Source organism: Nocardia cerradoensis NBRC 101014 (genome assembly GCF_000308535.1).
GTDB lineage: Bacteria > Actinomycetota > Actinomycetes > Mycobacteriales > Mycobacteriaceae > Nocardia > Nocardia cerradoensis.
In genome coordinates, this window is the sequence record NZ_BAFW01000228.1 from 19745 (window position 1) to 36740 (window position 16996).

At 68.2% G+C, this 16996-nt stretch carries 19 protein-coding genes and 1 pseudogene; 4 read left to right on the top strand and 16 right to left on the bottom strand.

Going from position 1 to position 16996, the window contains the following annotated elements; genetic code table 11:
- The first annotated feature begins 119 nt into the window (after nucleotides 1–119).
- Nucleotides 120–992 (top strand): NmrA/HSCARG family protein, encoded by an 873-nt coding sequence (locus tag ON23_RS23735; RefSeq protein WP_039780887.1) that lies wholly within the window; start codon nucleotides 120–122, stop codon nucleotides 990–992.
- Nucleotides 993–1027: 35 nt separating this feature from the next.
- Nucleotides 1028–1990, top strand: a complete 963-nt coding sequence (locus ON23_RS23740) for a DUF5996 family protein (RefSeq protein ID WP_039780905.1) — start codon at nucleotides 1028–1030, stop codon at nucleotides 1988–1990.
- 8 nt (nucleotides 1991–1998) lie between these two features.
- Here the strand turns inward: ON23_RS23740 and ON23_RS23745 are convergent, their stop codons facing one another.
- The 5 genes and pseudogenes from ON23_RS23745 to ON23_RS23760 form a co-directional block, all read right to left on the bottom strand.
- Complete coding sequence (locus ON23_RS23745) at nucleotides 1999–3054, bottom strand: glycoside hydrolase family 183 protein (RefSeq protein WP_039780888.1); 1056 nt, start codon at nucleotides 3052–3054, stop codon at nucleotides 1999–2001.
- A gap of 7 nt (nucleotides 3055–3061) precedes the next feature.
- Complete coding sequence (locus tag ON23_RS23750) at nucleotides 3062–3397, bottom strand: PQQ-binding-like beta-propeller repeat protein (protein WP_039780889.1); 336 nt, start codon at nucleotides 3395–3397, stop codon at nucleotides 3062–3064.
- Between the two features lie 54 nt (nucleotides 3398–3451).
- The gene (locus ON23_RS40060; RefSeq protein ID WP_500684455.1) at nucleotides 3452–3673 is read right to left on the bottom strand and encodes a hypothetical protein; all 222 of its coding nucleotides are present in this window, start codon (nucleotides 3671–3673) and stop codon (nucleotides 3452–3454) included.
- Nucleotides 3671–4402: pseudogene (locus ON23_RS39405) on the bottom strand (hypothetical protein); the annotation flags it as partial. The gene ON23_RS40060 and the pseudogene ON23_RS39405, both read right to left, overlap by 3 nt.
- Before the next feature lie 157 nt (nucleotides 4403–4559).
- Nucleotides 4560–5162 carry a DUF4232 domain-containing protein gene (locus tag ON23_RS23760; RefSeq protein ID WP_039780890.1) on the bottom strand — a complete coding sequence of 201 codons (603 nt, stop codon included), beginning with the start codon at nucleotides 5160–5162 and terminating at the stop codon, nucleotides 4560–4562.
- 89 nt (nucleotides 5163–5251) lie between these two features.
- On the opposite strand from ON23_RS23760, the gene ON23_RS23765 reads away from it, so the two are divergent.
- Complete coding sequence (locus tag ON23_RS23765; protein WP_039780909.1) at nucleotides 5252–6049, top strand: hypothetical protein; 798 nt, start codon at nucleotides 5252–5254, stop codon at nucleotides 6047–6049.
- 4 nt (nucleotides 6050–6053) lie between these two features.
- Here the strand turns inward: ON23_RS23765 and ON23_RS23770 are convergent, their stop codons facing one another.
- Nucleotides 6054–6905 (bottom strand): SigB/SigF/SigG family RNA polymerase sigma factor, encoded by an 852-nt coding sequence (locus ON23_RS23770; RefSeq protein WP_039780910.1) that lies wholly within the window; start codon nucleotides 6903–6905, stop codon nucleotides 6054–6056.
- A 135-nt stretch (nucleotides 6906–7040) separates the two neighbouring features.
- Between ON23_RS23770 and ON23_RS23775 the strand changes: the two genes are divergently transcribed.
- Entirely contained in the window at nucleotides 7041–8018 is a 978-nt protein-coding gene (locus ON23_RS23775) for an adenylate/guanylate cyclase domain-containing protein (RefSeq protein ID WP_039780891.1), read from the top strand.
- A gap of 7 nt (nucleotides 8019–8025) precedes the next feature.
- Here ON23_RS23775 and ON23_RS23780 read toward each other — a convergent pair whose 3' ends face one another.
- The 10 genes from ON23_RS23780 to ON23_RS23825 form a co-directional block, all read right to left on the bottom strand.
- Nucleotides 8026–8640 carry a hypothetical protein gene (locus ON23_RS23780; RefSeq protein ID WP_039780892.1) on the bottom strand — a complete coding sequence of 205 codons (615 nt, stop codon included), beginning with the start codon at nucleotides 8638–8640 and terminating at the stop codon, nucleotides 8026–8028.
- 18 nt (nucleotides 8641–8658) lie between these two features.
- Nucleotides 8659–9633 carry an MlaD family protein gene (locus ON23_RS23785; protein ID WP_039780893.1) on the bottom strand — a complete coding sequence of 325 codons (975 nt, stop codon included), beginning with the start codon at nucleotides 9631–9633 and terminating at the stop codon, nucleotides 8659–8661.
- A complete protein-coding gene (locus tag ON23_RS23790; protein ID WP_051043219.1) occupies nucleotides 9630–10718 on the bottom strand; it encodes an MlaD family protein in 1089 nt (362 codons plus the stop codon). The genes ON23_RS23785 and ON23_RS23790 overlap by 4 nt, the downstream gene beginning before the upstream one ends.
- Nucleotides 10715–11818 carry an MlaD family protein gene (locus ON23_RS23795; protein WP_039780894.1) on the bottom strand — a complete coding sequence of 368 codons (1104 nt, stop codon included), beginning with the start codon at nucleotides 11816–11818 and terminating at the stop codon, nucleotides 10715–10717. Before ON23_RS23795 ends, ON23_RS23790 begins: the two co-directional genes overlap by 4 nt.
- A gap of 1 nt (nucleotide 11819) precedes the next feature.
- Entirely contained in the window at nucleotides 11820–12842 is a 1023-nt protein-coding gene (locus ON23_RS23800; protein WP_051043222.1) for an MlaD family protein, read from the bottom strand.
- Nucleotides 12839–13849 carry an MlaD family protein gene (locus ON23_RS23805; RefSeq protein WP_039780895.1) on the bottom strand — a complete coding sequence of 337 codons (1011 nt, stop codon included), beginning with the start codon at nucleotides 13847–13849 and terminating at the stop codon, nucleotides 12839–12841. Before ON23_RS23805 ends, ON23_RS23800 begins: the two co-directional genes overlap by 4 nt.
- Nucleotides 13846–14856: an MlaD family protein gene (locus tag ON23_RS23810; protein ID WP_143860303.1), complete on the bottom strand. Its 1011-nt coding sequence runs from the start codon at nucleotides 14854–14856 to the stop codon at nucleotides 13846–13848. The genes ON23_RS23805 and ON23_RS23810 overlap by 4 nt, the downstream gene beginning before the upstream one ends.
- 36 nt (nucleotides 14857–14892) lie before the next feature.
- Nucleotides 14893–15759 (bottom strand): ABC transporter permease, encoded by an 867-nt coding sequence (locus tag ON23_RS23815; protein ID WP_039780897.1) that lies wholly within the window; start codon nucleotides 15757–15759, stop codon nucleotides 14893–14895.
- Entirely contained in the window at nucleotides 15759–16610 is an 852-nt protein-coding gene (locus ON23_RS23820) for an ABC transporter permease (RefSeq protein ID WP_039780898.1), read from the bottom strand. The genes ON23_RS23815 and ON23_RS23820 overlap by 1 nt, the downstream gene beginning before the upstream one ends.
- Nucleotides 16611–16763: 153 nt before the next feature.
- On the bottom strand, nucleotides 16764–16996 hold a 233-nt coding region (locus ON23_RS23825; RefSeq protein ID WP_039780900.1), incomplete at its 5' end, for an alpha/beta fold hydrolase.

Sequence of the window (16996 nt, forward strand, 5' to 3'; positions counted from 1 at the left end):
GGCGCCCGCCACCCGAAGGCGCGGCTTCTTCGCCCCGTGGACCGGCGAACGATCACCACTCTCGGTTGCGCTGACGTAGCCTGGCGGTACTTCTGACCACTTGATCGGATTGGAGTGCTGTGACACATCCTCCAGTACTGGTACTCGGAGCTACGGGGGGACAAGGCGGCGCTGTTGCCGACACATTGCTCTCGCGCGGGGTGGCGGTGCGCGCGATGGTGCGCGATCCGCAGGGGCGTGGGGCGCAGCGGCTCGGTGAGCGCGGCGCGGAACTCGTGGGCGGGTCGCTGGACGATCGGGCCGCGCTGGCGGCGGCGATGGCGAATGTCGCGGGCGTGTTCGCACTGACCACACCGTTCGAGGCGGGTGCCGATGCGGAGGTCCGGCAGGGGCGGGCGATCATCGGGGCGGCCGGCGATGCCGGGGTGCCGCATCTGGTGTTCAGTTCCGTGGCGTCGGCGGATCAGAACACGATGATTCCGCATTTCGAGAGCAAAGCGGTGATCGAGCAAGAACTCACGGCCAGTGGTCTGCCGGCGACCGTCGTCGCACCGACATATTTCTTCGACAACGCGCTCGGTGGCCGCCGGGAGCTGCTCGACGGTGTGCTGGAATTACCCATACCTTCCGATCGCCCGCTACAGCAGCTCGCGCGAGAAGATCTCGGGCAGTTCGTCGCTCATGTCCTGCGCGAGCCGGACCGCTATCTCGGCGAGCGCGTCGAACTGGCCGGCGACGCCCCCACACCCGCCGATATGGCCGCCGCCATCGGTGACGCGCTGGACCGGCCCGTCGTGCATCGGCAGACGTCGCTCGACGCCATCGGCAATCCGGATATGCACGCCATGTGGGCATTCCTCGACGCCGGCGGCTACCGCGTCGACATCGAGGCTCTGCATCGCGCGACGCCCGAGGTCGAGTGGACGTCGTTTCGTGACTGGGCGCTACGGACCCTTCCTGCGGTGAAGGCGGAATCTCCCCGCAATCCGTGACTCGCATCGACATCGACAACGAAGGGACCACCGATATGCCGGAGACGAATTCCACCGTGTGGCCGCGGTTGCGGGTCGCGGAGTGGGCGGATACGCGGGAGACGCTGCACATGTGGATGCAGGTGGTGGGGAAGGTCCGGCTCGCGCATGCGCCGCTGTTGAATCATTGGTGGCAGGTGACGCTTTTCGTGAGTCCGCGCGGGCTGATGACGCCGGCAATTCCTTACGGTGATCGGCTGTTCGATATCGAATTCGACTTTCTCGCGGATCGGTTGGTGATCCGCGCCAACACCGGCGATATGCGCAGTGTGGCACTCGAGCCCAAGTCGGTGGCGCAGTTCTACGCCGAAACGATGCGGGCGCTCGACGAGCTGGGGTTGCGGACGCGAATTCAGGGGCGGCCCAACGAGGTCGATCCGTCCATCCCCTTCGCCGAGGACACCCGGCACGCCTCCTACGATCCGGAGTCCGCGCGAGCGTTCTGGCGGCAACTCGTGCACGCGAATCGCGCGCTCAACGAGTTCCGGTCCGGCTATATCGGCAAGTCCAGTCCGGTGCATTTCTTCTGGGGCGCAATCGATCTGGCCTACACCCGGTTCTCGGGGCGAAGCGCGCCGGAACACGGCGGCGGTGCGCCGCACTGTGCCGATTGGGTCATGGTGGAGGGCTATTCCCACGAACTCAGCAGTTGCGGATTCTGGCCCGGCGGCGGAGAGGAAGGCGCGTTCTACGCCTACGCCTACCCCGAACCGGAGGGTTACCGCGAGCGGCAACTGCAGGTTCCGGGAGCGGCCTACGACGCCGCGCTGGGGGAATTCGTTCTTCCGTACGAAACGGTGCGGACGGCCGATGATCCACCCGCTCTGGTGGCCGCGTTTCTGCACGAAACATACGCGGCCGCAGCCGATTCGGGTCAATGGGATCGACGCGAGCTCGAATGCGATCCGCATCGGTGGGCCGAGAAGCGCGCGGCGGCACCCTGGTCGTCGCTGCGCTGACCCGGCGGCTACGGCGTGATGCCGTCGAACTGCATCACCCAGTACGGGCTGTTCGTGGTCGTATTCCATTGGGAGACATAGAGTGTGATGTCCGTGGCTGAGCGCGATCGGGGGTGGATGAAGCCGCCGTAGAGCTGCGGGAAGGTGCGGACCCAGAACTGCCACCACGGTGCCGAGGCGACGATCTGCCGCTTCGGCGCCGTCCAGACACGATCGATGGCCGGTGCGGTGCGGGTGGCGATGCAGGCGCCGGCGACGTCGAAGTAGGACATCACCCACGTCCCGGCGATGTTCTTCACACTCACCTCGCCGATCGGCCCCATCCCGCCGAACAACGGCGTCGGGGTGGGATTGCCCCACCGCCAGGCCGAACCGTCGTAGCCCCAGTATTCGTAGTCGGCGCGGACGGCGATCCGCTGCCACGGCACGCGCATCAGGATCGGGCCGTTGCGATTGTGGCCGCGCCCCCACTCCTTCGAGACGATGTAGAGATAGCCGTCGCCGTTGTTGTTCCCGATGCCGGCGAAGGACTGCATCATGAACGGACTCCACCCGCCGTAGCCGTCGCCGCCGTCGTTGGGCCAGACGGCCGCGTAGTCGGTCCAGGTGGCACCGTCGTCGTCGGAGTAGGCGAGCCCGCAGAACAGCGCACCGTAGCGATCGTCGGGGACGCTCCAGTCGTGAACACTGGTGTAGGTCAGCCACGTTCGCCCGTTCGGATCGACGAACGCGTCGTTGGGAATGCGGCTGACCTCGAACCCGTAGCCGTTGTCGGCATTGTGCGGGTAGGTGAGGGCCTGTCGCGCCGGCCCGCCACCGGGGGTCGCGGAGAAGGTGGTGGTGGCGTCCGGGAGGTCGGAGCTGAACAGCAGCACGGGCGAGCCGAGCCACGTGCCCGACCCCTGACTGTCACCGGTGAACGTGTCACCGAAGACGAAACCCGACCGGCCGGGCGCGAAATGCTCTCGGTCGTAAGGTATTCCGAGGTCGGTGCCACCTACGCCGAATTGCCTCGCCGTACTTCCGGCGAACCCGGTGAGCGGCGTCCCCCAGTGCGTCGCCATCGCCGGCTCATGCCGGGGCGGCGAGGACGAATCGGGTCCATGCCGCGGCTCGGTTGGCGTTGTCGGTGCACACCTTCCCGGTCGTGAGGTCGATGGCATAGACGCAGCCGTCGGGGACCCCGCCGTTGAAGGTGGCGAACCAGGCCGTCGGCCCGTCTTGCGGTGTGGCGCAGGCTGCCACGTCGGTGAAAGCCCCTTCCGGGAACGTGATCTCGGCGGCCGTGGCGGTGGTGAGGGCGGCCAGGGTGCCGCCCGCGGCGGCGGCCGTCGCCGCCGCCCGGACCTGGGGCACGCAGTCGGTGATCACGAAGAAGCGGCCGTTCGTGCTGGCGATTGTCGGCATGCGAATACTCCGTCGGAGGCTTGACAGGGTTGGGGTTTACAGGGTTTGAGGGCTCTACGGGTTGGGAGGCTGGAAGCCGGCGATATCGAGTTTCTGCCCGATGGCCGCGATGGCGTCGACCAGGGACCAGCCGCCCAGCTGCGGCCAGCCGGTGCCCTGCAGGCCGCGCATCTGGATCCACTCGTCGCGGATGCGGCCGTCGGAGTCACGCGGCAGGGGCACCTGGGTGGGCCCGGGCGGCGCCGCGAAGCCCGGCAGGCCCAGGGTCTGTCCCACGCTGGCGACACCGTCGACGAGCGTGTGGCCGGCCAGTTGCGGCCAGCCGTTGCCGCCGATGCCCATGAACTGAATCCACATGTCGGTCACCGGGTCCGTGGCTACCGAACCGACCCCGACCTGGTTGGCGAAATCCTCCGGTGAGAAACCGTCGGCGGAGTTCATATCGCAGTTGCCGAAAGGCGAGGCGCCCTCGGGCAGGCCGCCGCCGTAGCCCTGGCCGTCGGTGTACTGATGCGCGATCTGGCCGGGCAGGTTCGGATTGCTGCCGTAACCGGCGCCGATCATGTTCAGGCCGTCCGGGCGCACCGGCCACATACTGTCGAAATCCGGGCGGTTGGCGTAGCCGATGACCCGCCGGGTCGACCCGAGCCAATCGGCCAGCCGCCAGTAGGCGCGGTTGATGCCGTCCGATTGGTCCCCGCCGGGATTGCCGCCCGATTCCACGTCGATCATCGTGATCATCTTCGGATGCGGACCACCCGCCTGACCGACCATGCTGCGGTGGGTGTCGACGGTATCGAGCCAGTTCGGCCGCCAGTAGAAGTAGACGATGAAGCAGGCGATGCGTCCGGAATCGGCGGCCCGGGCCGCCCACGAATAGTTCGAATAGAAGTTGTGGTCCTGATAGGTCCCGTCGTTGGAACGGAACGAGAACAGCTGATACGGATACGAGTCGTCGACCGGCACTTGGAACTCGGACACGTCGGCGAAAAGGGAATCGACCATATTCCCCTCCAAGAGTCGACCGGTCCTCGGCAGGACCGGGTTTCGAGTGGGTGGCTATCTCATTGTCCGAGGCTACGCCTGTCTCGTCATCGATAGTGCGGTTCTCGTGACCGCGTCGTAATCGACGGTCCCCCAACGAAACCCGCCGAAGATCGAATTACCGTCCCTCGGCGCCCGGGACGAGGGCGCGGACTCGCAACTGGTGCGTAGTCATTTGTCCGTTACCGCACGCCGTCGCCGCCCGGTCCAGATACAGCGATGCGGTGTTGTCGGGCGGGTAGATTCGCAGTCCCGGCACGTCGACGGGCCCGCACTGGTCGGCCGGGATGTTGTGCACGTCGACCGCGAGCACCAGCGCCGACGCCTGGCCGCCGGGTGCCAGCTGAACCGGACCGGACGGGCTCCCGTCGCGGGCGGCCGGGGCGCCGACGGGCGAGCTGTCGGGGCCGGTGGCATAGGAGACACCCGGGAAGCCCTCCAGGACGCACGAACCGGAGCCGTTGTTGGTGAACACGATCGGGAATGCGACAGTTCCGGCGGCGGCGTTCGAGGGCCCCAGCGCGGCCGCGAGATCGGATGTCCGGCATTGTGGCGCAACGGCATTCGCATCCCGGGTGGGCGGAGTACCATCGTTCGAAGGTACCGAACCCACGTGCAGGGCCGGGGCCGCGCTCGTATTCGGAGTGTCCGGCGCCGGCTGGTCCGATCCGCAGCCCGCGACGATCACAGCCGCGGCCGCGGTGAGCGACCACCACGCCATCCGCCTTCTTTTCACAACTCCCGACCGTACTCGGTTCGGGGCCGACCGTGGAAGATCCGTCGAAGTTCGTCGCGGGCAAGGAGAACCCGATGATCGACATCATCACGTTGCGAGGAACCGGAGAGCCCCGGAACGCGGACGGCAGCCCCGCGGGGATGCTGGCCGCGGTCACCGATCTGCTCTCGACCGACAGCTTCAGCTTCTTCGAGCCCGACTGGCCCGCCTCCGTCGGCCCGGATCCGAATCTGTGGGGGCCGTCGCTGGACACCTCGGTCCGCCTGGGCATCGCCGCGGGCGTCGAGGCGATCCAGCAATCGCCGAACGTCTGTGCGCTGCTGAGCTATTCGCTCGGAGGCATCTGTGCGAGCCGGATACTCGAGGGGGTGGCCCGGGGCGAGTACACCAACACCGACGGCAGCCCGCTCGAGATCGCTTTCGCCGTCTTCATCGCCAACCCGCTGCGCAAGGCGGGCGATTCGGTGAACAACCTGTGCCCGCCCACGACATTCGGCCTGCACGGCCAGCGCGGCACCTGGCCCGCGGCGGTCGCGACACGGGAGTACGCGAACCCGGGCGACATCATCACCGCCTCCCCGGCCGACTCGCCGCTGCGCATCATCGACGTGGGAATCTCACCGTTCTCGTTCGTCGAGGGTGCCCGCTTCGGCAACGCGAGCTATCTCATCTTCGCGCAGCTGCTGCAGTTCCTGATGTCGAATCCGGTCGCCAACCTGCAACGCTTCGCCACCGCCGTCAACGGCGTGATCGGCTATCTCACCCCGTATCCCGACGGTCAGCACGTGCTGTACCCGGCACACGACATGCCGGGCACGGGCGTCACCTGGACCACGGCCGCGGCCGAGTGGATCACGGCGAACTTCGCGTAGGAGGTCACGCCACCGCGCGCAGATGGCGAGTCCGCGCGGGTTCGGCGAGAGCCTGCTCGCGCAGCCCCGAGAGCACCCGGCTGAGGATCCGCGAGACCTGCATCTGCGAGATGCCGTGCAGCGCGGCGATCTCGGACTGGGTCCTGCTCTCGTAGAAGCGCTGGATCAAGATCTTGCGTTCCTGTTCGGGCAGGGCCTCGATCAGCGGTTTCACCGTGATCGCGTCCTCGGTGAACTCGTAGCGCGGTTCGTCGACCGCCAGCCGGGCACCCAGCGGCGTGGGGCTGTCGCTCTCGGCGGACTGGGTTTCGTCGAGCGAATCGCACAGGTAGCTGTTGGCCGCCACGGTCGCCTGCACGACATCCTCGACCGGGACGTCGAGGGCGCGGGCGAGTTCATGGCTGCTGGGCTCGCGACCGAGTTGCTGGGACAGCACCAGGCTGTGCTGGGAGATGCGGGCGCGCAACTCCTTCATGCGGCGCGGCACCTTCACCGCCCACCCGCTGTCGCGGAAATACCGCCGCACCTCCCCCATGATCGTCGGCACCGCGAAGCCCAGGAACGGTGCGCCCCGGGACACGTCGAAACGGTCCACCGACAGCACCAGCGCGAGGTTCGCGACCTGCTGCAGATCCTCCCGCGACTGGCCGCGGCCCTCGTACCGGCGGGCGATGTGGGCGGCCAGCGGCATGCAGTCGGCGATGATCTGCTCCCGCAGCCGGGCCCGGCGCGGGTCGGTGGCCTCGAGTTCGGCCAGCGCACGGAAGGAATCTTCGATCCCGTCATAGGAATTGCGGCCACCGTCGTCGCCGGCGGTGGCGGAACGGGTCGAGGCAGCAGTGGTATCGGTGCTCATGATCGTCTCCGCAGCTTCCGTATGAACCATGCCGCCCTGGGTATCCGCGACTCGGAGGCTCAAACAAGAAATTCCGGTCGAATCCGCCCCGATGACGGCGGTGGCATCCGTGCCGCGATGTGCTGTACTTGCCGGGTGAGCGAGTCTGGTGAGTCGACCGACGTGGTCGACGCGGTGGTCGAAACAACTCTTCTCGGTGGTCCCCGCCGCTACACCCGAGCTCAGGTGGCCGAGCTGTCCGGGGTCTCGGTCGAGACCGCCCGCAAGCTGTGGATCGCCTTGGGCTTCCCGGCCGCGGCGAGCGAGGACGAGACGGCGTTCACCGACGCCGATGTCGCGGCGGTACGCACCTTCTGCGCGCTGGGTCCGGCGTCGAACGTCAACGAGCAGAACCAGATTGCCGCGGCCCGCACCGTCGGGCAGTCGATGGCACGACTGGCCGAATGGCAGGCCGACCTGATTACCCGCGAACTCGGCGCAGGCACCGATGCCGAGGCCACCGCCCACGCCATCGAGGTGCTCACCGACCTGCAGCAGTACGCGTGGCGGCGGCATCTGGCCGCGGCGCTGACCCGATCCCTCGAATCGGACGGTGCCGCACGGCAATTGCTCGTCGGATTCGCCGATATGGCCGGTTACACCCGGCTCTCGCGCCACCTCGACCCCGACGAGCTGACCGATCTGCTGGAAGCGTTCGAAACCGCCACCACCGAGGCGATCACCGCGCACGGCGGCTGGGTGATCAAGAACGTGGGCGACGAAGTGATGTTCGCCGTCGACGAGCCGCACCGGGGCGCCCGCATCGCGCTGGACCTGCACGTGGCGATCGCCCGTGCGGCACAGCGGATTTCGGAGATGCCGCAGATCCGGGTCGGCCTGGCCTACGGCCCGGTGCTCACCCGCTTCGGCGACCTCTACGGCACCGTCGTCAACACCGCCGCCCGGCTGACCGGTGTCGCTCGTCCCGGAACGGTGCTCGTGGACGACGGCGCGGCCGCGGCACTGGCCGAGGACAAGGAGTACTCACTGCGCCACCTGCGCAGCGTGCGCGTCAAGGGCTTCTCGCGGCTGCGTTCCCACGTCCTCCGGGAGCGCCAGCGCAAACAACGCTGACGAGCGGTCACTTGGCGGTTCTGCCCACCGGGGTGCCGTCGCCGCCCACGTCGGTGATCTTCCAGTCCGCGTTCTTGTTCACCGTGACCTTGTAGGTCACGGTGGTCGTGCCGCCTTCGGGTGTCTGGGCACTCGTCGAGTCGACGGTGAGAAAGACGTTGACGACGTAGACGCCGCCGCTGTCCGACATGACCGTGGCGGCGACGGGTGTGGCCGTCGAGGTCCATCGCAACGGCGTGAGCAGGTCACGCAGTTTGGGTGCGGTGGCGTCGAATTTCGCCGCCAGCTCGGGTGTGGTGCCGGCCTTCAGCTTGCCCAGCCAGGCATCGAAATTCCGGTAGTCGATGGTGGACGCGCCCACCGCGTAATCGGTGGCCGCCTGTTCGGCGTGATGCCCGTCGGCGGCCGCGGCGTCGCGATCGGCGAGTTCGCCGCGCGCGAACGCCCACAGCACTCCGACCGTGATCAAGGCCGCGACCAGCAGGGCGCCGCCCGCGGCGACGATCAACGTCGACACTCGCACCCCCACGGTCCGGGGGACGGCGCCCGGCTCGGGCCCGGCGGCCGCGGCGGGCGCCTCGGTCGCGTCGGTGGTGGCCTTCTCGTCGACCGCTGCTGCCATGGGTGTCTCCTCGGGGTGCTATTTGACGGCGATCCGCAGGTGCAGCGCACCGTCGGCGGTGGTTGCGTGCAGGGCTTGGGATATGAGGGTGCTCAGGTCGATTCGCCCCGCGGCGGCGGTGGCGGATTCGGCGAGTGGCCGCAGCGCCGGCGCCAGCTGCTGCAGCTGCGGGCCGGACTCGTGCAGAAAATCGACGAGCCGATTCAGGAAGGGCAGGATGCCGTCACCGTGCACATAGTCCTCGGGCATGGTGCCGCCCTCGTGATTGCGGATCATCACGTTCTCGACGACGCCGACCACCTCGCTGACCTTGCCGCCGAACAGTCCCCAGTACGGTCCGCTCGCGGCGACCGCCGGGCCGATCCACTCGCTGTCGGCGGCGATGCGCTGCAGTTGGTCGAGCAGGGTGCGCATCTCGCCCGAGCGCGACAGCAGTGTCGCCGCCAGTAGTCCGGTGGACCGGCCGAGTTCGGGAATGATCCGGTCGGTGCCCGCCAATCCCTGGGACAGGGTGTCGATCAGCTCGCTCAGGGCCTGGGGATCGAACTGCTGCAGGAGGCGGGTCACCGCATCGGCCATGTCCGGGATCGAGACCGGTGTGCGGATCTGCTTCGCGTCCACGCGCTGTCCGTCGGCCAGGTACGGCGCACCGGCCGCGGCGTCGGGCCGGAATTCGAGATACGGTTCGCCCATCGCCGACAGTTGTTCGATCACCACCGAACTCGAGGCGGGAACGCGGTAGTCGTGTTCGATACGCAGATCCACCACGACGCCCCGATCGGCCGGGCGCACCGCCGTCACATCGCCGACCCGCACCCCTCGATACAGCACCGGCGACTTCTCCAGCAGCCCGGCGGAATTCGGCAGCGCCATGCTGACCCGCAGGTAGTCCCGCAGCCAGTCGACGCGGACCACACCGACGGCGAGATAGCCGGCACCGAGTACCAGGACGGTCGCGATCGCGCCGAGCGAGGCCGCCGTTTCGCGTTTCATCGCACCATTCCGATCATGCGCAGTGTGTCGAGTATTCGGCCCACCTGCTGGTCGGCGGGCAGCGCGGGAGCATCCGCGCGGTCGATGCCGGTGACGTTCACCTTCGGCCCGTGTTCGAAGAAGGGAATGATCGTGTCCCGCAACAGCGCTACCAATCGGTTCAGATTCGAGGGTGCGTGCAGATCGAAGGGCCGGCTGCTGAAGACCAGGGGTACGAATGCTTGGGCCGCGACGTCACCGGAGGCGGCCAGCGGCGCCAGCCATTCGATGCTGTGGGCGATACCGCCCAGCCCGCCGATCACACCCAGTAGCTGGACCACCGAGGCGGAGGCGGCGGTGACCTGCGTGGCCGATTCCGGGGTCAGCAGGTCGGTCAGCCGCGCCGCGTTGTCCTGCATGGCCTGGATATCGGCCCGAATGCCGTCGCCCAGACTGCTGAGCGAATCGAGGTTCGCGGCGACGTCGGTGAGATCGACGCCCACCACACCGGCGATGCGGGAGGTTTCGGCCGGATCACTCGGCATGGCGGCGTTGACCTGGGCGACGATGTCCTGGAATTGGCCCACCGCACCGGAGCCGGTGAACGTCGCCACCCCGGAGAGGATGTCCTCCACCTGCAGTGCGGGCTTGCTCTGCGCGAGCGGGATTACGCCGTCGTCCCGGACAGCGTGGCCGGAAACGCCTGCGGGAGTGGACAATTCGATGTAGATGTCACCGAGAAGAGTGTTCTGGCGCAGCTGCGCCGTCGTCGCGGAGGACAGCCGCACGGACCGCTGAATCTCCACGTCGGCGACGGCCATACCCGGCGTGTCGACGCCCGGATTCGTCACCCGGACCGCGGTCAGGCTGCCGACGCGCACGCCTCCCGACATCACCTTGGCCCGCGCGGGCAGGTTCAGCGCGTTCGCGAACTGGATGTGCACGTGGTAGGTGTCCCCGGACACCCCCGTTCCGGGCACCGGCACCGAGCCGGGATCGAGACCACAGCCCGCCGACAGCGCCGCGGCCAGCGTGAGCGGGACGATTCGCCACACCCAGCGGATCCGGCAGGCGCGCACTGGGCGCGGCGGGCGGGGCAGGTTCATCGCGCCCCCATCGCCGCCGAGACGAGCTGCGCGAGGCCGATCGTCGCCGGGTGGTCGCCGGAGTCGGGACAACCGCCCGGGGTCAGCGCGTTCAGCGCGGCACACACCCGCGCGGAATCCGCGGGTGGCAGAGCCACTTTCGGCGCGGAATAGGTCAACGCCGCCTCATTCGGACCAGGGTCGGCGGCCCGGCCGAAGGCGGAGACGATCGGCGGAATCATGGTGATGATCTCCTTCAGGGATCCGACGCCGGCGGCGAGCATCCGCAGGGAGGGCACCGCCGCCTCGAGCCCGTCGAGAACGGGTCCGCCGAGGGGACGAACGATGCTGTTGGCCCAGACGAGCAGCTGCCCGACGCGGTCGATGATCGGAATGGCCAGGCCCATGATCGAGTTGTCGATGAACTCGAAACCGGGGCCGAGCCGCCCGATCGCGGCCTTGACGTCGTCCCAGTCGACGGCCAGAGTCTGCGACAGCGCGGAGATCGCGTCGATCAGATCGCCGAGGTGGCGGGTCGCGGCGTCCGGAGAACGCAGCGCCGCACCGAGTTCGGTGATCAGCGTGTTGAGTGCGGGGCCCGTGCCGGCGGTCGCCGCGCGCAGGGCCGCCACGCCGTCGTGGATCTGTGTCGCCGCTGCGGGATCGCCCTTTCCGTCGAGCTCCCCGGCAACTCTGGAGACTGCATCGAGGGTTTCGGTGATGCTCTTGGGGGTCAGCGTGCGCGTGATGCACCGGTGCGGATCCCAGGTCGTCGGCGCGTTCCCGTCGAACAGAATCGCCAGATCGCGATCCGCCACGAGACTGTCGGAAAGGGTCGTGGCCGCGACATCACCGCGCGGCGGATGGTCCGCCGCCATCCGGAAATCGACCCGCACGCTGCTCGGCCCAGGCGTCAGCGCGGTCACCGTGCCGACCGGGATGCCGCGCACCGTCACGTGACTGCCCACGTAGAGCCCGATGGCGTCGGGCATCGTCGCACAGTACGCCCGCGTCTTCTCGACCGGCGCGACCACGAGGAAGTAGCCCGCGACGACGACGGCTGCCGGCAGGAGCACAAGAGCAACGGACATGAATCCGCGTCCGGCGAGTAGTCGCTTCATCTCAGCACCCCGCTCCCGGCATCGGAACACAGATCGGGCCGCCGTCGACGACCTGCGCGGACCGGTCGACCGCGACGGTGCCCTGCGGAGTGACCAATTCGTTGAGCCGTTCCAGCGTCCGTTGGACCGCCGCCAGCGATGCACCGGTGTCGGCGCCGAACCGGCGCAGCTCCGGCACGATGCCCGCGATCTCGTCCACCAGCGGTTTCAGCGAGCTGTCCCAGATCGGGCGCAGGGCGGTCAGGCGTGCCAGCAATCGGTCGGTGATGGTCAGACCGGCGATGATCTCGTGATTCTTGGCGAAGACGGTGTCTTCGACGCGGCGCAGCGACGAGATCAGGTGGAATGCCTGCTCCTTGTTCCGGTCCATCGCGGTGAGGTACTCGTCGGCGACCTTCAACGCCTGCGAGATGTCCTCGCGTTGGCTGTTCATGATGTCCACCAGCGAGTCCACCGCCTGTCCCAGCCGCCGCACGGCGTCCGGGCTGTTCGGCACCGCCGAGGCGAGCGCGGCGAAGTTCTTGCGCAGGGTGCCCCCGTCGATATCGCCGATCGGGCGGGCGGCATCCTGGAACACCTGCATGAGGCTGTAGGGCAGGCGCACTCGGTCCGCCGGAATCACGGTGTCCCCCAGCGGTTTCCGGCCCGCCGGCAGGACTGCCAGGTAGTGGCCGCCGATGGCGGTCAGCATACGGACGTCGAGAGTGGTGGCGTCGCCGACGAACACGTTCTCGTCGACGGTGAAATTCAACCGGACCCGATCGGCGAGCAATTCCAGCCCGCGGACCGTTCCGACCGGGATACCCGCCACGCGCACACTGTCGCCGACGGTGAGTGCGCCGGCTTCCGGCAGGTCGGCGTGATAGGTGTGCTTGCCCAGCGGGAGTTCGTAGGTCACCACCGCCGCGGCCGGCAGCACCACCACCAGCGCCAGCCCGAGCAGGCCGAGCCGGACCTCCCGCCGACGGCTGTCACCGGAGGCGAATGCGGCCCGCAGGAGCGCGCGGGCGCGGTGCCGCCTCATCGTTTGCACACCGAGATCCGCGTGCCGTTCAGCAGAATCGCCAGTGCGCCGGGGACGTCGGCGTTGCCGTGTGAACATGTTCGGTTCACCTCCTGACCGGTACGGGGAACGACGGCATCGAGTGATTGCAGTAAGCCGGGGAGCCGGGCGAGGACGTCGGCGGCGGCGTGCGGGTCGGGGAAGGCGGTGTGCACTGCCTGTGCCAGATCGGGATTGTCGCCGGGCGTCAGCCCGAGGGTGGCGGCGAGACTGTCGATCGGGGTCAGCACCGACGGCGCGGTGACGACGAAATCGACCAGCCCATCCAATTTCTGTTCCAGCGCGCCGAATACGTGATCGATGCCGTCGAGCAGCACGATCGCGTTCTGCGCCCGGCCGTCGATGCGATCGGCGACCTGCCGCAGATTGGCGACCAGCACCGCCAGCACCGATTGCCGGTCTTTCACATACGAGGACACCCGCTCGATGGAGTCCAGGGCGGGCCCCAATCCGCTCCCGCCGCCGTCGAGCACCGCGAGAATCGTTTCGGCGAAGTGATTCACCGCGGCCGGTGACAGCTCGGCGAGGACCGGCTGCAAACCGTTGAACAGCGCGGTGATGTCGAAGGATCCGAGGGTGCGCGCGGTGGGGATGTCCACGCCCGGCGGTTGCGCCGCACCCGGCGAATTCGGTTGCCGCACATCGATATAGCGCTGCCCGATGAGTGTCTGGAACCGAATGGCGACGGTGCTCGTGAGATACACCGGATGCCGGGGCTGAACGGTGAAGCGCACCCGCGCGCGGTAGTCACGGTCCAGCGAGATCGACTCCACCTTGCCGACCGCGACGCCGAACATGCGTACGTCGTCACCGGTTTTGAGCCCGTTGGCGTCGGTGAACACGGCCGTATACGTGACATCGGCGTCGGCGACGGGGCGTTGGATCGCCTGCACGACGACCGCCAGCAGCCCGGCCATGGCGAGCGCGAAGGCGACCATGCGCCAGGCGATCGAGGCGACGCTTCTCATCGGCCCCCCGCTCCGGCCGGGCCCAGCAGAATCGACGACAGCACGGGAGTCGCGCTGAGGGTGAGGGTCAGATTCAGCACCGGTCCCGCCGGTCCGTCCGGCATGGCCGCCTCGAGCCGGGTCAGCAGTTCGTGCACCTGCGCGCTGGACTGCTCCGGCGTCGAGACCGTATGTCCCAGAGCCGTCAACAGCGGAGTCAGGAATCCGGCGTAGACGCCCAGATACTGCTGTGCGGTCGCACTGGTGCGCGAGACGCCCGGGAACAGGTCGTCGGTGATGGCGGCGATGGTCTTGTCGAAGACCGCGCGGTCGGTGCGCAGCGCCTCGATGTGGTTGAGGTTGTACAGAAGCTGGATCGTGCCGGTGAGGAAGGGAGGCAGGCCGCTCAGGATCGCGCCGTACTGGCGGAGCAGATACGACGGGGCGTAACGCTGGGTGTCGGCGATATCGCGCGCGGTGGTCACCATGGCTTGGACAATCGGCGTGAACGCCTTCAGATCGGTACTCACCTGCCGCAGCGTGTCGGCCAGTTGCGGCGTCAGCACCTGGGTGGTGGTCAGACTCAGTTGCCGCAGCAGCGCACCCATGGTGACATCGGTCATCCGGTCGGCCGCGGCGCCGGTCAGTTCGAGTACGGTGCCCGAGCGCAGCGCGCGGCCTCCCGTGCCTCGCCGCAGATCGAGTTCACCGATGCCGAACAGGTTGCCGGGCGCGGCCCGTAGCGACACCGTGTCGGTGACGCCGCGCAGCCGGGAGTTGTTCAGCGCCAGTGTCATTCGGAGCCGATCCGGACCGGCGCCGGCGATGTCCTCGACCGAGCCCACCTTCAGGCCGTCGAGCCGCACGTCGGACCCGGTCACGATGCCGTCACCCACTTGCGCGGCGATCACCTGCACGCGCAGGGTGTCGTCGGTGCGCAGGCCGCGACAGCCGCACCACACCACCAGCGCGAGCGCGACAACCACCGCGGCCGCGGCGCCCGTGCGGCGCGAGCTTCGCGAATCCATTGCCACACCGGGCATTCCGTATCTCGGCACAACCCCTCATCCCGTGAATTCGATCGACGAGTGCAGCCCCCACAGCGCGAGCGACAGCACCATGTCCAAGGCGATGATGGCGACGAAACTCGCCCGCACGGCCCGCCCCGAGGCGATGCCCACTCCCTCGGGACCTCCCGCCGCGAAAAAGCCCTGGTAGCAATGGATCAGGATGATCGCGGTGGTGAACACGACCACCTTGAGCACCGCCGCGATCACATCCCAGCCGGAGACGAACTGGAAGAAATAGTGGTCGTAGACGCCGGGCGCCTGGCCGTGCAACGTCACCACCACCATCCGGCACGAGAAGTAGGCGAGGATCAGCGCGACCAGGAAGGTCGGCACGATCGCCACGGCGCCGGCGATCACCCGGGTGGTCACCACCAGGGGAATCGACCGCAGCCCGAGCGATTCGATGGCGTCGATCTCCTCGGAGATCCGCATGGACCCGATCTCCGCGGTCATGCGGCATCCGGCCTGCGCGGCGAAGCCGATGCCCGCCGCGATCGGCGCGAGTTCGCGGGTGTTCGCGAAGGAGGAGACGATCCCGGTCAGCGGGCCCATCCCCAACATGTCGAGCGTGGCGAAGGATTCGATGCCGACCCCCACCCCCATGGCGATCCCGAGCACCGCGAGCATCGGCACGGTGCCGCCACCGACGATCACCGAATTGCGTCCCCACGTCATATCGGTGATCACGCGCATGGTCTGCGATCCGTAGTGGCGCACCGTCAACGGAACGGATCGGAAGACCTGCCAGACGAACCCGAGCACGAAGCCCCATTCCTCCAGCAGGATCCAGACCCGCTCGCGCGACCGGATCAGGCGGAAGAACCAGCGCAGGCCCTTCGGGGCATATTCGGTCGCCACCATCAGGCCAACCTCACCGGCAGGAACATGGCGGTCAGCTGAGTGAGCGCCACATCGGCCAGCACGATCCCCAGGACCGAGAGCACCACCGCGGCGTTCACACCGTCGGCCACACCGCGCGGGCCGCCCTTGGCCTCCAGCCCGCGCTGGCACGCCACGATCACCACGATCAGTCCGAACAACACCGATTTGGCCAGCGACACAACCACATCCGCGACGACGGTGAACGATCCGAAGGTCAGCCAGTAGCTGCCGGAGGTCACGCCCTGCGCCGCCACCGCGACCAGGTAGCCGGCGAAAATGCCCACGAACATGATCAGGATGTTGACCAGCGGAGCCACCAGCACCATGGCCACCAGCCGCGGAATCACCAGACGGTGGACCGGGTCGACACCCATGACCCGCAGCGCGTCGATCTCGTCGCGTATCGTGCGTGCGCCGAGATCGGCCGCGATGGCCGAGGCCGCCGCACCGCCGAGCAGCAACCCTGTGGCCGTGGGCGCCCCCTGTTTGATCACCCCGAGACCGCCGGTGGCGCCGAGCAGCGAATCCGCGCCGAGCTGATGGATCAGATTGCCCACCTGCACCGACACGATCACCCCGAACGGGATCGCCATCAGGACGGCGGGGATCGCGGTGGCGGTGACGAAGAACCAACTCTGCCGCACCGTCTCCGGCCAGCTCAGCCGCATTCGCACGATATCGGCGACCGCGCCGCCGCCCGCCCGCCCGGCCAGCTCCACGAAGCGCCCCAGGGTACGCAGCGACGAGACGGCCGTGCCGGAGAAGTTGGCGCGCAGTATCCGCACCACGGAGGGTTCCGCGGGCGCCGCGGCGAACCGGGTCACCGGCATGCCCTCGGTCGGCGGGCGCCGATACGGGTGCGGTGCGCCGCATCGCGGACCTCGCGGCCGGCAGGAGTCGTCATCGGCATGCCTCATCGTCGAGTCGTGTACATGGAAAAGTTGTTCGGCCACAGTCGGTTTCGGGCCGGAGGGGGGATCCGGTCAGGCGGCGGCCGTCGGAACGCGGATGTCGATCAGCTTCCGCAGTTCGGCGGTGACGATCTCGGGATATTCCAGCGGGGCACAGTGACCTCCCGGGACCCGCACCAGACCCGCCGAGTTCGGGAATCTGCGCACCAGGCGTTCGGAGGCCGCGAAGCCCAGCAGGCGGTCGTCGGTACTGCCGATCACCAGCGTGGGTACGGTGAGCCAGGAAATTCCGAACCGGCCGTCGC

What these genes read in the sequence shown, in the direction of transcription:
- ON23_RS23740 (WP_039780905.1), top strand. Translation starts at nt 1,028, where the DNA reads ATGCCGGAGACGAATTCCACCGTGTGGCCGCGGTTGCGGGTCGCGGAG.
- ON23_RS23745 (WP_039780888.1), bottom strand. Translation starts at nt 3,054, where the DNA reads ATGGCGACGCACTGGGGGACGCCGCTCACCGGGTTCGCCGGAAGTACG.
- ON23_RS23750 (WP_039780889.1), bottom strand. Translation starts at nt 3,397, where the DNA reads ATGCCGACAATCGCCAGCACGAACGGCCGCTTCTTCGTGATCACCGAC.
- ON23_RS23760 (WP_039780890.1), bottom strand. Translation starts at nt 5,162, where the DNA reads ATGGCGTGGTGGTCGCTCACCGCGGCCGCGGCTGTGATCGTCGCGGGC.
- ON23_RS23765 (WP_039780909.1), top strand. Translation starts at nt 5,252, where the DNA reads ATGATCGACATCATCACGTTGCGAGGAACCGGAGAGCCCCGGAACGCG.
- ON23_RS23770 (WP_039780910.1), bottom strand. Translation starts at nt 6,905, where the DNA reads ATGAGCACCGATACCACTGCTGCCTCGACCCGTTCCGCCACCGCCGGC.
- ON23_RS23780 (WP_039780892.1), bottom strand. Translation starts at nt 8,640, where the DNA reads ATGGCAGCAGCGGTCGACGAGAAGGCCACCACCGACGCGACCGAGGCG.
- ON23_RS23785 (WP_039780893.1), bottom strand. Translation starts at nt 9,633, where the DNA reads ATGAAACGCGAAACGGCGGCCTCGCTCGGCGCGATCGCGACCGTCCTG.
- ON23_RS23790 (WP_051043219.1), bottom strand. Translation starts at nt 10,718, where the DNA reads ATGAACCTGCCCCGCCCGCCGCGCCCAGTGCGCGCCTGCCGGATCCGC.
- ON23_RS23795 (WP_039780894.1), bottom strand. Translation starts at nt 11,818, where the DNA reads ATGAAGCGACTACTCGCCGGACGCGGATTCATGTCCGTTGCTCTTGTG.
- ON23_RS23800 (WP_051043222.1), bottom strand. Translation starts at nt 12,842, where the DNA reads ATGAGGCGGCACCGCGCCCGCGCGCTCCTGCGGGCCGCATTCGCCTCC.
- ON23_RS23805 (WP_039780895.1), bottom strand. Translation starts at nt 13,849, where the DNA reads ATGAGAAGCGTCGCCTCGATCGCCTGGCGCATGGTCGCCTTCGCGCTC.
- ON23_RS23810 (WP_143860303.1), bottom strand. Translation starts at nt 14,856, where the DNA reads ATGGATTCGCGAAGCTCGCGCCGCACGGGCGCCGCGGCCGCGGTGGTT.
- ON23_RS23815 (WP_039780897.1), bottom strand. Translation starts at nt 15,759, where the DNA reads ATGGTGGCGACCGAATATGCCCCGAAGGGCCTGCGCTGGTTCTTCCGC.
- ON23_RS23820 (WP_039780898.1), bottom strand. Translation starts at nt 16,610, where the DNA reads ATGCCGGTGACCCGGTTCGCCGCGGCGCCCGCGGAACCCTCCGTGGTG.